This is a genomic window from Roseobacter sp. EG26 (assembly GCF_049830555.1).
Lineage (GTDB): Bacteria > Pseudomonadota > Alphaproteobacteria > Rhodobacterales > Rhodobacteraceae > Roseobacter.
Map to the genome: position 1 here is coordinate 435,040 of NZ_JBNBLH010000002.1, position 13,202 is coordinate 448,241.

13 protein-coding genes are annotated in these 13,202 nt (G+C 58.0%); 6 read left to right on the forward strand and 7 right to left on the reverse strand.

Annotated features, from left to right (window positions below):
* Nucleotides 1–350 precede the first annotated feature (350 nt).
* Nucleotides 351–3,107 (forward strand): Rne/Rng family ribonuclease, encoded by a 2,757-nt coding sequence (locus ACOTTU_RS07660; RefSeq protein WP_425657079.1) that lies wholly within the window; start codon nucleotides 351–353, stop codon nucleotides 3,105–3,107.
* A gap of 52 nt (nucleotides 3,108–3,159) precedes the next feature.
* On the opposite strand, the gene ACOTTU_RS07665 is transcribed toward ACOTTU_RS07660, so the two are convergent.
* Nucleotides 3,160–3,390 (reverse strand): sulfurtransferase TusA family protein, encoded by a 231-nt coding sequence (locus ACOTTU_RS07665; RefSeq protein WP_425657080.1) that lies wholly within the window; start codon nucleotides 3,388–3,390, stop codon nucleotides 3,160–3,162.
* Nucleotides 3,391–3,482: 92 nt separating this feature from the next.
* On the opposite strand from ACOTTU_RS07665, the gene ACOTTU_RS07670 reads away from it, so the two are divergent.
* The 4 genes from ACOTTU_RS07670 to ACOTTU_RS07685 all read left to right on the forward strand — a co-directional run bounded on the left by ACOTTU_RS07670 (nucleotide 3,483) and on the right by ACOTTU_RS07685 (nucleotide 7,837).
* Nucleotides 3,483–4,235: a cytochrome c biogenesis CcdA family protein gene (locus tag ACOTTU_RS07670; RefSeq protein ID WP_298921531.1), complete on the forward strand. Its 753-nt coding sequence runs from the start codon at nucleotides 3,483–3,485 to the stop codon at nucleotides 4,233–4,235.
* 57 nt (nucleotides 4,236–4,292) lie between these two features.
* A complete protein-coding gene (locus ACOTTU_RS07675) occupies nucleotides 4,293–5,531 on the forward strand; it encodes a hypothetical protein (protein ID WP_425657082.1) in 1,239 nt (412 codons plus the stop codon).
* Nucleotides 5,528–6,880: a cytochrome P450 gene (locus ACOTTU_RS07680; RefSeq protein WP_425657084.1), complete on the forward strand. Its 1,353-nt coding sequence runs from the start codon at nucleotides 5,528–5,530 to the stop codon at nucleotides 6,878–6,880. Before ACOTTU_RS07675 ends, ACOTTU_RS07680 begins: the two co-directional genes overlap by 4 nt.
* Nucleotides 6,881–6,946: 66 nt before the next feature.
* Nucleotides 6,947–7,837: a fructose bisphosphate aldolase gene (locus tag ACOTTU_RS07685; RefSeq protein WP_425657086.1), complete on the forward strand. Its 891-nt coding sequence runs from the start codon at nucleotides 6,947–6,949 to the stop codon at nucleotides 7,835–7,837.
* Here the strand turns inward: ACOTTU_RS07685 and ACOTTU_RS07690 are convergent.
* From ACOTTU_RS07690 to fumC, 3 genes are read right to left on the reverse strand one after another with little or no spacing between them, the layout of a single operon-like run.
* Nucleotides 7,819–8,064, reverse strand: a complete 246-nt coding sequence (locus ACOTTU_RS07690) for a ribbon-helix-helix domain-containing protein (RefSeq protein ID WP_425657087.1) — start codon at nucleotides 8,062–8,064, stop codon at nucleotides 7,819–7,821. The two genes, ACOTTU_RS07685 and ACOTTU_RS07690, sit on opposite strands and share 19 nt — an antisense overlap.
* Nucleotides 8,061–8,237: a DUF4169 family protein gene (locus ACOTTU_RS07695; RefSeq protein WP_298921539.1), complete on the reverse strand. Its 177-nt coding sequence runs from the start codon at nucleotides 8,235–8,237 to the stop codon at nucleotides 8,061–8,063. Before ACOTTU_RS07695 ends, ACOTTU_RS07690 begins: the two co-directional genes overlap by 4 nt.
* Nucleotides 8,234–9,625 carry a class II fumarate hydratase gene (gene fumC, locus ACOTTU_RS07700; RefSeq protein ID WP_425657144.1) on the reverse strand — a complete coding sequence of 464 codons (1,392 nt, stop codon included), beginning with the start codon at nucleotides 9,623–9,625 and terminating at the stop codon, nucleotides 8,234–8,236. Before fumC ends, ACOTTU_RS07695 begins: the two co-directional genes overlap by 4 nt.
* Before the next feature lie 178 nt (nucleotides 9,626–9,803).
* Here fumC and ACOTTU_RS07705 point away from each other — a divergent pair, with 178 nt between their 5' ends.
* On the forward strand, nucleotides 9,804–10,415 hold the full coding sequence (locus ACOTTU_RS07705) for a hypothetical protein (protein WP_425657089.1): 612 nt from the start codon (nucleotides 9,804–9,806) through the stop codon (nucleotides 10,413–10,415).
* 3 nt (nucleotides 10,416–10,418) lie between these two features.
* Here the strand turns inward: ACOTTU_RS07705 and ACOTTU_RS07710 are convergent, their stop codons facing one another.
* The 3 genes from ACOTTU_RS07710 to ACOTTU_RS07720 all read right to left on the reverse strand — a co-directional run bounded on the left by ACOTTU_RS07710 (nucleotide 10,419) and on the right by ACOTTU_RS07720 (nucleotide 13,079).
* On the reverse strand, nucleotides 10,419–10,937 hold the full coding sequence (locus ACOTTU_RS07710) for an SspB family protein (protein WP_425657091.1): 519 nt from the start codon (nucleotides 10,935–10,937) through the stop codon (nucleotides 10,419–10,421).
* A gap of 91 nt (nucleotides 10,938–11,028) precedes the next feature.
* Nucleotides 11,029–12,276, reverse strand: a complete 1,248-nt coding sequence (chrA, locus tag ACOTTU_RS07715) for a chromate efflux transporter (protein WP_425657093.1) — start codon at nucleotides 12,274–12,276, stop codon at nucleotides 11,029–11,031.
* Entirely contained in the window at nucleotides 12,273–13,079 is an 807-nt protein-coding gene (locus ACOTTU_RS07720; protein ID WP_425657095.1) for a chromate resistance protein ChrB domain-containing protein, read from the reverse strand. The genes chrA and ACOTTU_RS07720 overlap by 4 nt, the downstream gene beginning before the upstream one ends.
* Nucleotides 13,080–13,202: the final 123 nt, after the last annotated feature.

Consider the following 13,202-nt stretch of genomic DNA (forward strand, 5'->3'; position numbering starts at 1 on the left):
AGGCATGTCGCCCGCCGACAATCCGCTTCCTGAGAGATTCGCTGCCTTGGGCCCCCGTGTGGACGTATCACACACCCGATGCAGACCGATTGGGCCGGAAACGGCCGAGGAACCGCTGATGTGGCTGAAGGCAAAACGCCCTAAACACACAGTATAATAATGGATACGTGGCAGCCTTTACGCCCGTATCGGAGAAGAAACGCGATGACGCGCGCCGATGCATTGAGCAGATTTGCCATGGCCCCACCGGGCCAGATTGGCCGTGCGTCCCTGATCGCCCTGACAAGACATATTCCGCAACGCCAGGCGCCCCCGGGCGATGGTCGGCTGCGGCTGTGCAATCTGGAAATATGGCTAAGAAAATGCTTATCGATGCCACCCACGCGGAGGAAACCCGCGTCGTGGTGGTCGACGGAAACAAGGTCGAGGAGTTCGATTTTGAATCCGAAAACAAACGCCAGCTTGCTGGCAACATTTACCTTGCAAAAGTAACCCGGGTCGAGCCGTCGCTACAGGCGGCCTTCGTAGACTATGGCGGCAATCGCCATGGGTTCCTTGCGTTCTCGGAAATTCATCCGGACTATTATCAGATCCCGGTCGCGGACCGTCAGGCGCTGATGGAAGAAGAACGTGCCTACGCCGAAGCGCAAAAGGCGAAGGAAGACGAGGAAGAAAAACCTAAGCGTCGCTCACGCAGCCGCAGCCGCTCGAAATCGAAGGCCGCTGAGGCGAAAAGCGATGATGCGGTGATCTCGCAGGACGTCGAATCCGATCAGATCGATGGCATGGAAACCATTGATCTGGCGGCGGAAGAGGGTTCCTCGCCGATGGAGCGCGTGGCTGAAACGCCCGTTGAAGAGCCTGTTGAGCCGCCTGTAGAAGAAGCATCCGTTGAGGCGGCTGACGATGATTCCTCCGAAGAAGGGACGGTTGTATCAGAAGAACCTGTCGCTGAGGATGAAGAGGCGGCTGAGGCCCCTGAAGCGGCAGATGAGGATGACGACGATGACGACGTGTCCTCGCGCAAGTCCGATGCTTCCGCCAAGGATGACAGCATCGAATCCGTCGCGGACGATGACGATCAGGAAGACATTCGGCCCGCTCGCAAACCCCGTCCTCGCCGGTACAAAATCCAGGAAGTCATCAAGGTTCGCCAGATTCTTCTGGTGCAGGTGGTCAAGGAAGAGCGCGGCAACAAGGGTGCAGCACTCACCACCTATTTGTCCTTGGCCGGTCGGTACTGTGTGCTCATGCCCAATACCGCGCGGGGCGGCGGGATTTCCCGCAAGATCACCAATGCCGCAGACCGTAAGAAGCTCAAGGACATCGCCAATGAGATCGAGGTGCCGGAGGGCGCAGGGCTCATCGTACGCACTGCCGGTGCCAAACGGACCAAAGCGGAGATCAAGCGCGACTATGAATACCTGCAGCGGCTGTGGGAACAAATTCGCGAATTGACGCTGAAGTCCATCGCGCCGGCGAAGATTTACGAGGAAGGCGATCTGATCAAACGGTCTATCCGCGACCTTTATAATCGCGAGATCGACGAAGTGTTTGTGGAGGGCGAGCGCGGTTATCGCATTGCCAAGGACTTCATGAAAATGATCATGCCGTCCCACGCGAAAAATGTGAAACTTTACGCCGAAAGCCTGCCGCTTTTTGCGCGTTATCAGGTGGAAAGCTATCTGGCGGGCATGTTCAACCCGACGGTACAATTGCCCTCAGGTGGCTACATCGTGATCGGCGTGACCGAGGCGCTGGTGGCCATCGACGTGAACTCTGGTCGCGCGACCAAGGAAGGCTCGATCGAGCAGACGGCGACCAAAACCAACCTTGAGGCTGCCGATGAGGTGGCGCGCCAGTTGCGGCTGCGTGACCTTGCCGGTCTGATCGTGATTGATTTCATCGACATGGACGAGCGCAAGAACAACGCCGCCGTCGAAAAGCGCATGAAGGAAAAGCTCAAAACCGACCGTGCCCGCATTCAGGTGGGCCGCATTTCGGGCTTTGGTCTGATGGAAATGTCGCGCCAGCGTCTGCGGCCGGGCATGATCGAAGCCACCACGCAGCCGTGTCAGGCCTGCCACGGTACCGGCCTGATCCGTTCGGATGATAATCTCGCCCTATCCATCCTGCGCCAGATCGAAGAAGAGGGCACCCGCAAGCGGTCCCGCGAGGTTTTGGTGCGTGCACCTGTGGGCATCGCCAATTTCCTGATGAACCAGAAACGTGAACATATCGCCCAGATTGAAGGACGTTATGGCTTGTCGGTTCGGATCGAGGGTGACCCGGCATTGGTTAGCCCGGATTTCAGCCTTGAGAAATTCAAGACCGCGACACGTGTTGTGCCGGTTGCCGCTGCACAAGTGGTGTCGGTCGACACCTCTTTGATGGATCAGATTGATGCGGATGACAGCGATGTCGTGGACGCGGATGAAGCGCCCGCCGCACCCGCCGGGGACGCCGCTGGCAATACAGCTGCTCCGGAAGAGGGAGAAGGTAAGCCAAAACGCCGCCGTCGCCGGCGCCGTCGCAGTCGCAACAAATCCAATGGTGCTGAAGCGTCGCAAGTTGAAGATAACGGCTCCGCTGGCGGAACAGAGGGCGAGAAACCAACTGAGCCTGCCGAGGTGGCATCAGAGACGCAATCTGACGCGGATGAAGCGCAGGTAGAGGTGCCCGAAGAAAAGGTCGAGAAACCAAAGCCGAAACGCCGGTCGCGTAGCTCAAAGGCGAAAGCTGAAAAAGAGGACGCGGTATCTGAAGAGGCATCTGTGGTTGATGCGCCAGAATCGGCTGCGGAAGAACCTGCGCCAAAGCCAAAACGCAAGCGGGCCAGTCGCGCAAAAGCACCCAAGGTTGAAGCGGCAGCCGCAGAGCCCGCCCAAGCCCCAGCGCCCGAGGCAACTGCGACAAGCGATACTCAGCCTGATGAGCCCGCCACCGAGACGGAACAGCCCAAACATCAACCTGTGCCCGAAGCGGCAGCGGTGGTTGAGCAAGCGCCTGATCCAGTGCCAGAACCCGTCGCTGCTGCCCCCGAGCCCGAGCCGGAGGCGACACCAGCCAAGCCCAAGCGAAGGGGTTGGTGGTCGCTTGGTGGCTGATCACCTTGCAGATTGAACGAGAAAGGCGTGCGGGCAAGCGCGCCTTTTTTCGTTACGCCTTGCGGATCACGTAGGTTTGTACAGGCCCGTCATCGTTCATTGAAATCAACTTGTGACCAGCCTCGGCGCAAAAATGCGGTACATCAATCACTGCGGCAGGATCATCTGCAAGGACAGTCAGGGTCTCACCACTCGCCAGCCCCTGAAGGCGTTTGCGCGCCTTGAGAACGGGCAGGGGGCATAGCAGCCCGGTTGCGTCGAGGTGGGTTTTATCCTGGGTCATACTGCCCAGATAAGCGTGATGTTTCAGTCTGTCCACAAGGATGTGACCAGCCGTCGCGTGACCTGTCGGCGCTTATCAGCTAGGGGATAGATATGTTTGGATTTGAAATCATCGACGCGGGCCTTCTTCCTGCCATGATCATCGCCCTCCTGGCCGGTGTGATCAGCTTTCTCAGCCCCTGCGTGCTGCCGATCGTACCCCCATATCTGGCCTATATGAGCGGGGTGTCGCTGGGGGAAATGACGGGTGAGGCGGCAGCGCGCAGGCGTGCGGTGATTGCCGCACTTTTCTTTGTTCTTGGGTTGAGTACGGTCTTTTTGATCCTCGGCTTTACCGCCTCGGCCTTCGGCGCGTTTTTCCTGCAAAACCAGGTGATTTTCTCACAGGCGGCGGGTCTTGTGGTGATCATTTTCGGGGTGCATTTTTTGGGCCTTATTCGCATTCCCTTCTTGGACCAGGAAGCGCGGCTGGATGCGGGTGACAAAGGCGGCTCCAGCTTTGGTGCCTATGTTCTGGGGCTGGCCTTTGCCTTTGGCTGGACGCCCTGTATTGGTCCCCAACTGGGGGCAATTCTGTCGCTTGCGGCCTCTGAAGCATCGGTGAGCCGGGGCACGCTCTTGCTGGGCATTTATGCGGCGGGTCTGGGCATTCCGTTTCTTGTCGCTGCAATGTTCATCACCCGTGCCGTTGGTGTCATGAACCGCCTGAAACGACACATGAAAATGATCGAGCGTGTCATGGGCGGATTGCTGGTGGTTGTCGGGCTGGCGCTTGTCACCGGTGCCTTCACAACCTTCTCCTGGTGGTTGCTGGAACGTTTCCCGGCCTTGGCAACGCTGGGCTGATCGCATTAGACTGAATTCAATCCCTGCGACGCTGCCGGGCTTGAACAAGGTCTGGCAATGGGCAGCACATCTCCCACCCTCGTAAAGCACCGCAAGGTTTTCTACATCCCGGGGTATGATCCTTTTCCGCCCCGTCGGTACCGTGAGCTGTTTCGCAAGGAAAGTGCCGCTCAGGCCGCGATTTCCGGCTATCGGATCGAGATGCTTGGCGCGCTGGAGGGCGCTGCTTTTGGTTGGCGCGTTCAGGCCGAGATCGAGGGGCACGTTACCGAGAGTGAATTCGAGGTGCTGGTCTGGTCGGATATCGTCCAGAACAGTTTTCATGCGTCGATCCTGCTGACCTATGCTGCACTGATACGTACCGCGTGGATCTATATTTCAACCGGTGCCTTGTGGCGGTTGATGCGGTTGCGAAAGGGCCCCGTTATCGCAGCCTTGTTCCCCGTTGTGGCGCTGCTTCTGCAAGCCGCAATAGCCTGTGCCATCGGGTTCCTGGGCTGGTTGGTGGTTGATGCTTTGCTTAGCACGATCTGGAACAATCCACTGGCTGTCGGCCTTGTAGCAACAGGGGGGGCTTTCTTGTTGGCGTGGCAGACCCTACGCCTTTTCAAGAAACATGACGGCCGCATTTTTGCGCATTACCTGATGCATGACTTTGCCCATACCGCATCGCAATATGGGGCCTACCCGACGGCATTGACCACGCGTCTGAAACGTTTTGAAGGCGCGATCGCCGGCGCGCTGGTCTCAGATGTCGACGAAGTTCTTGTGGTCGGGCATTCCTCGGGCGCGCATCTTGCGGTGACGGTGCTGGCCGCACTGATCCGCGAAGGCCATATCCCGACAGGCGGGCCAAAGCTCGCATTTCTGTCGCTGGGGCAAGTGGTCCCAATGGTTTCTTTTTTGCCCCGTGCCCATGCCCTCAGGCGCGATTTGAAATACCTGTCGACAAGCGATCTGACATGGGTGGATGTGACGGCCCCTGGTGATGGATGTTCGTTTTCGCTTTGTGACCCGGTGGGTGTATCCGGGCAGGGCACACCGCAAAAGAAATGGCCGTTGGTGTTCTCGGCAGCCTTCACCAAAAGCCTGTCGCCTGAACGCTGGTGCGCTTTGCGGTGGCGCTTCTTTCGGCTGCATTTCCAGTACCTGTGTGCTTTTGATCGGCCTCGGGACTACGATTATTTTCAGATCACCGCTGGTCCGCGCGCTCTTGCCGATCGCTACGAGGGGCGGCCCGCGTCCCGGTCGCGGATTGACCATACAGTCAGCAGATATACCTGCACCGAACCATGACCAAACCGCCCAAACCTCCTGCGCGTGTGGGCAAAGTCCCGCTTTGGCGATATGCGCGCTTGTTCCGGCGCGACATCATCTCGGCGCAGCCTGAGCATCTTTACGGTGCGTGGATGGCGGAGTTTCGAACGCCGTTTTTCCACAGCTTCATGGCCAATGACCCCGAACTGATCAATCTCCTGCTGAAAGAACGCCCGGATGATTTTCCAAAATCCGATCGCGTCGGGGAAGGTTTGCGCCCTTTGCTGGGTAACTCGGTCTTTCTGACGAATGGCGAGACGTGGAAACGCCAGAGACGGATTATTGATCCCGCTTTCGAAGGTGGACGTCTTCGCGAAACCTTCCCGGCGATCTGGCAGGCTGCGGAGGCCGCGGCCGCACGGTTCAGCGCGCACGCAGATCAGGAAATCGATGTGGAACCCGAGGCCAGCCATGCTGCGGCTGACGTGATCTTTCGAACACTGTTTTCAATCCCGATCGACCATCGCGTCGCACGGGATGTTTACGAGGCTTTTCGGACCTATCAACGCAGCCAGCCCATTTTGAACATGGCGGCTTTCATGCCCTTGCCCCGTTGGATGCCGCGCGGGTTTCGCCGCACGACCAAGCGGAGTGCGCTGCAAATCCGACGGTTGATCCGGGAGATCACGCAACAGCGGCAAAGGGAAATTGATGCGGGAAATGCACCGCAGGATCTGGCGACCAAGATCATGACAACGGCTGATCCTGAGACCGGCAACACCTTCGACGTCGATGAAATGGTTGACCAGGTCGCGATTTTCTTTCTGGCAGGACATGAAACCAGCGCGTCGTCCCTTGCCTGGTCTCTCTATCTTCTGGCGCTTTTCCCGGATTGGCAGGACCGTGTCGCTGAGGAAGCCCAAGCCCTTGGGGAATGTGATTTCGGCGTTTTGTCGAAGCTGCGAATAACGCGCGATGTGTTTCGTGAGACCTTGAGGCTCTACCCGCCGGTGCCGATGATGGTGCGCGAGACGCAAAAAGAGGAAACACTGCGCAAACGGGCTGCACCACGGGGGGCGCAACTGGTGATGAGCCAATGGCATTTGCACCGGCACACGCGCCTCTGGGACGCCCCGGATGATTTTAAGCCCGACCGCTGGCAAACCGAGAATGGACAGGCCTGTGCACGCAATGCCTACATTCCTTTCAGTGCCGGTCCGCGGGTTTGCCCGGGGGCGGGCTTTGCGATGATCGAAGGGGTGTTGATGCTCGCTCATATTCTGCGTGATCACCGGGTGGTGCTGACCGATCATCCAACGCCCGTACCGGTGGCACATTTAACGGTCAGATCGCGTGATGGCATCTGGTTGCGCATTGTCCGGCGCTAACATGTACCATCCGTTGCCGGACTGTTCTAAAGAAGGCCAAGGGGCGGAATCAGAAGGAAAAAGACCATGTCAGACCAAGCTGCAATGCGCGAGCAAATGAAATCAGGTGCAGGCTTTATCGCCGCATTGGATCAGTCTGGCGGTTCAACACCGAAAGCGCTGAGCCTCTATGGTGTGGAGCCTTCGGATTATTCCGGCGATGAGGAAATGTTCCGCGCCATGCACGATATGCGCGCACGGATCATTCTGGCGGAGGATTTTACCAAGGCCAAGGTCATCGGCGCGATCCTCTTTGAGCGCACGATGCATGACACGATCAATGGCACGCCGGTGGCGGACTTGTTGTGGAACCAGCGCGGTGTTGTCCCTTTCCTGAAAATCGACAAAGGTCTCGAAGAGCAGGCCGACGGTGTGCAGTTGATGAAACCTATGCCGGGGCTCGAAGATGTTCTGACCACGGCACAGGCGAAAGGCATCTTTGGCACCAAGGAGCGTTCAGTGATCCACGAAGCAAACGCCAAGGGCATTGCCGATATTGTTGCTCAGCAATTTGAAGTGGGGCAAACGGTGACGGGCGCCGGGCTTGTTCCGATCCTGGAGCCTGAGGTCAACATCCATTCAGACACCAAAGGTGAAGCGGAGACCTTGCTGGAAGGTGAAATTGCCAGGTATCTCGACACGCTGGATGACGGCGTGGACATCATGCTGAAACTCACGCTGCCGGATCAACCTGGTCTCTATGACGGTCTGGCCGCACACCCACGCGTCCTGCGTGTCGTCGCCTTGTCGGGCGGGTATTCGACGGACGAAGCCTCTGCCAAGCTCGCAGAAAACAAGCACATGATCGCCAGCTTCAGCCGCGCACTGACAGAAGGGTTGAACGTGCGGATGTCAGATGGCGAATTTAACGCGGCTCTGGGTGGAAATATTGACAAGATCTATCGCGCGTCGGTCTGAGACCCCGCCAAACGGTCTTGTAGACTGCGCAGCACATAGAGTCGGATCGCGGAGGCCAATCCCATGTCGCTCCCGCGATCTACATCAATTTCAGCCACTAGCGCATTGATTGGAAGTGATTTTTCTGCGGCCAAATCACGTAGGGCCCGCCAGAATTCATCCTCCAGAGATATTGAGGTTCGGTGCCCTTTTAAGGTCACCGAGTGTTTGACGGGCCGACCGCTCATGTCTCGCGTTTGTGAGCGTCCAGATTGCGCGCGATTTTCTCCGCTTTGGCCTTGAGCGCCGCTTTTTGCGCCTTGGTCTGTCCGAAGGCCACCGCGTTCTCATCCGCCCGCGCCCTGCGTGAGGCGCGGTTGCGTTCTTTTTTTACTTTGTTGAGATTGATGGGCGTGCTCATTTGGGTCCGATCATGTTTTCCGGGCGCACAACGCGCTCGAAAGTTTCCGCGTCAACAAATCCCAGCGCAATCGCCTCTTCTTTCAGGGTTGTGCCGTTTTTATGTGCGGTTTTGGCAACCTTGGTCGCATTGTCATAGCCGATTTCCGGTGCAAGTGCCGTGACCAGCATCAGGCTTTCGCGCATCAATCTCTCGATCCTGTCCGCATCGGCTTTCAGGCCAACCACCAGATTATCCGTAAAGGCCGAGGCTGCATCCCCCAGAAGTTGCATGGATTGCAACACGTTATAGGCCATCATGGGCTTGTAGACATTGAGTTCGAAATGCCCCTGACTCCCCGCAAAGCCGACGGCGGCATCATTGCCGAACACATGGGCGCACACCTGCGTCAGGGCTTCGCATTGTGTGGGGTTCACCTTGCCCGGCATGATCGACGAGCCCGGCTCATTCTCCGGCAGGACCAGTTCTCCCAACCCGCAACGCGGGCCAGACCCCAGCAGGCGGATGTCATTGGCGATCTTGAACAAAGAGGCGGCGACCGTCTTCAAAGCGCCCGAGATTTCGACCATGGCGTCATGAGCTGCAAGCGCTTCGAATTTATTGGGCGCGGTCACAAAGGGCAGGCCGGTGATCTCGGCCATATTCCGGGCAACCGTCACATCCCAACCTTTGGGGGTGTTCAGACCGGTGCCCACCGCAGTGCCCCCTTGCGCAAGTTCATAGATGCGGCCCAAACCATCCTTCACGCGCTGGATACCCATGGCGACCTGATGGCTGTAGCCCGAAAATTCCTGGCTGAGCGTAAGGGGTGTGGCGTCCTGGGTGTGCGTGCGTCCGATCTTGATGATACCGTCGAATTCGGCGACCTTGGCCTCCAGCGCGCGGTGCAGTTTTTCCAGGCCCGGCTGCAACACGTCATGCGCGGTCATTGCCGCGGAAATATGCATTGCCGTGGGAAAGGTGTCGTTGGACGACTGGCCCATATTGCAGTGATCGTTCGGGTGCACGGGGTCTTTCGATCCAATCTCACCGCCCAGAATTTCAATCGCGCGGTTGGCGATCACCTCGTTGGCGTTCATGTTCGACTGGGTGCCGGAACCCGTCTGCCAGACCACGAGCGGGAAGTTGTCGTCGAATTTGCCTTCGATCACTTCGCCAGCGGCCTGCACGATGGCATTGCCGCGATCCGTGTCGAGTTTGCCCAAAGCGATGTTGGCCTGGGCGCAGGCTTTTTTGATCACGCCCAATGCGCGCACTACTGCAACGGGTTGTTTTTCCCAGCCAATCGGGAAATTTATGATCGAGCGTTGGGTCTGCGCGCCCCAATATTTGTCCGCGGGCACTTCAAGGGGGCCAAAGCTGTCGGTTTCAGTGCGGGTCGCTGACATAATATGCTCCGTCATTTGAGTTACCTGCGGTTTACAGTTGCCGGCAGGGCCGTGCAACTGAGCATTGACGATATCTTTGAAAATGCCCCCTTCGGGTGGATTTGGTCTGTCCAACAGGTGTCATCTGTCGTTGAATAGCTGGTGTGGGGTGCTATCTTGAAGAGAAGGAGGCAGGGCGATGTCAGACCTCCGTTCAGTCGTCGACAAAAGGTCCGTCATCATGATTTCACAGCGACGCACGATCAGAGCCCAGCTCGCACTTTGGCAGGCTCTGTGCTGCATTCTGGTGGCGGGGGTGATGCTGACCGCTAATATGGCGCAGGCCGATATTTCCCGATTTGTCGGGACTTACAAAGGGTCGGCGGAAGTAACGTCGGCGGATGGCACCAAACGGCACAGGGACATGGACGTCGAAGTTACCCAAACCTCTGACGGTTTTCGGGTGGACTGGACATCGACGACCTATCGGCCCAATGGCACGGCCAAAGAGAAATCCTACTCCATCGAATTTGTCCCGTCAGACCGGGGGGATGTTTATGCATCGGCAATGAAACGCAACGTTTTTGGCCATGATGTACAGCTCGATCCGATGAAGGGGGAACCCTACGTCTGGAGCCGGATCAATGGCGATACCCTCAGCGTCTATTCGTTGTTCGTGGCGGAGGATGGAGGCTATGAGATTCAGCAGTTCAACCGCACGCTGGCAGAGGGCGGGCTACAGCTGGATTATCAAAGCGTGCGCAATGGTGAAATCCAGCGCACGGTTTCCACATTTCTGACCAAGCAGTAGCGGCTATTTTCTAAAGCTGTCCAAAGAGACGATTTCTGCGTCTTTTGCATCATCTTCACTGGTTTCTTCCGCGTCATGGGTTCTGGTTTTGGACGCAGGCTGCACCGCCGGGACGGAGGCGGTTGTCGTGGGTACCAGATCGGTTGGCCCGATGTTTTCGTCCTCATCCTCTTGGGTTTCAAAACGCAGGCCGAACTCAACGGAGGGGTCGACGAAGGTTTTGATCGCATCGTAAGGAATAAACAGCGGCTCCGGCGCATCGCCAAAGTTCAACGTTACGGAGAAGCCGTCATCGCCCACATCCAGATTGTCGTACCAGTGCTGCATCACAACCGTCATTTCACCGGGATAGCGATCGGACAACCAGTCGGCCAACTCGGCATCCGGATGGCTGGTGTCAAAAGTGATGAAGAAATGGTGCGCGCCCGGAAGACCGTTTTCAGAGACATCTCGCAGCACTTTTTGAATCAGACCACGCATGGCCTCATGCATCAGGTTACCATAATCAATGCTGCGGCTCATCGTGATCCTCTGAGCTAAGGGTGATCGGTGGTTAAAGCATAACCGATTCCCGCCCAGAGGAAAGAGGTTGCAGACCGAAATCGGCCTTGCCTCAAAGAACGCCGACGCAAAGGCCGGCGATGGCCAGGATGAAGAGGCTCTCCACCATCCCCCGTTTCAGCCAAAGCAGCAGCGCGGCAGCCAGAAACGTGAGCGCCAGGGCGCGCAAGTCGAGAGAGGTCATGTCGGGCAGGGGGGCAGCGGTCCAGCCTCCCGTGCCAACCCGGTCAAAGAGCACATGGACCGCAAACCAGATCGTCAGATTGAGAATGACGCCGACAACCGCCGCGGTGATGGCATTGAGGGCGGACGAAAGCCGCGGTTTCGCCGCGATCCTGTCCAGATAGGGACCCGCCAGAAAAATCCACAGAAAGCAAGGGGTGAATGTGACCCACAAGGCCACAGCCCCGGCGGCGACAGCCAATCCGACCCCGCCCTTTGCAAAGCCTGCAAGCAGGGCGACGAATTCGGTCACAAGGATGAGAGGCCCCGGTGTGGTTTCTGCAAGTCCGAGTGCGTCGATCATTTCGGCGGTGCTGATCCAGCCGAAATCATGCACCACCGTTTGGGTCATGTAGGCCAGAACAGCGTAGGCCCCGCCAAAGGTCACAACCGCCAGCTTCGAGAAAAACAGCGCGATCTGGCTCAGGAATGCGTGATCCATGAACCAGAGAGCCAGGACGGGCGCGCTCCACAATCCGCCCCAGATCAGCAACGTCTGCAATGTGTTGGGCGGGCGGGTATGGACGATGGTCTCTTGTGTCTCGGCAGATTTGCGCATGGCGAAACCGTATAACCCTGCCGCGATCACGATCAGCGGAAAGGGCAGCCCAAGGAAATAAAGTGCGACAAAGGCGGACCCAGCGAGCAGGAGAGCGTCCCGCCCTGTCAGGGCCTTGCGGGAGACTTTCAAAAGCGCTTGAAGAACGATGATGATCACCGCCGCCTTGATCCCTTCGAAGGCGGCTTGAACCAGCGGTACCTGCCCGTAGAGCGCGTATCCCAATGCCAGACAGAGGATGACAAGGGCACCGGGCACCACAAAGAGCAGACCCGCGATCAGCCCGCCAAAGGTGCCGCGCAATCGCCAGCCTGCATAGGTCGCAAGCTGCATGGCTTCGGGGCCGGGCAGCAACATGCACAAGGACAAAGCGCGCAGATAGCTCTCTTCGCTGAGCCAGGGGCGGTTTTCGACCAGTTCGCGGTGCATCAGGGCGATCTGTGCGGCAGGCCCTCCGAAGGACAGCAGGCCAATGCGCCCGAAAACTTGGATCATCTCGGCAGTTGATGGGGCGTTCATCCGACATCTTCCTGCCAGTCATGTGTTTCGCTCTGTCCATCCCGCGCCCAGCGAAAGAGCGCATCATAAAGAACCATACCTGCCTCCAACTGCGCCAGATCATCCCGAGATCCGCGCGACAGCCCCACGGACATGGCCAGCAAACCGGCGCATTCGGGGGCCAGATCATGACGGTTGGTGTCAGCTCCGCGAATGATCTTTGCCATGGTTTGCAGGGCGGGTATCTGCAGGCCAAACCCACTCAGCATCGTATCAAATGTGCATTGCGGACCGTCGTGGGTCCAGGGCGCCCCCGGCACATCATAAGCCACTGCGCCGAATTTCTCGGAAACTTCGGCAACTTGCGCGGGGGGTACGAACAAAAACTCAGCCTTGGGGTCAACGAAACGCCGGATCAGCCATGGACAGGCAATGCGGTCGATTTTGGGTCGCCAGCGTGTGACCCAGCGGGACCCGGGTGTGGCTGCGGGCAGCTTGCCCACGGGGATGCGCGGCAGGCCCGCCTGCTTCCAGGCAATGTTGCCGCCCTCCAGAACTTCGGCCTCAATACCGTGGGTTCTCAGAAGTGCTGCACTCCCATGGCTCAGTTTCAGCCCTTTTTGACAGATCACGACGACGCGCTGGCCAGTGAGGTCACCGACCAATTCGGGGATCTTCGTATGTGGCCAGCGACGCGCCGTCGGCACCAATAGCGGATCAGCGCAGAAATCTTCATCAATGCAGACGTCTATGATAGCGGGCGCATCGGGCGTGCCAATCAGGCGCATGAGGGCAACGGGGGATATTGAGGCAAATTGGGCCATAGAACTGCATCCTTTTGTCGAATCAACAGGATGCGATACTTGGGCCTGAGCCTCACGGGGCTATCGCTCTATCCCCATAAGAGACAAATGCCACAGTTGCGGGGGCGCGGTCAATGCAGGCAA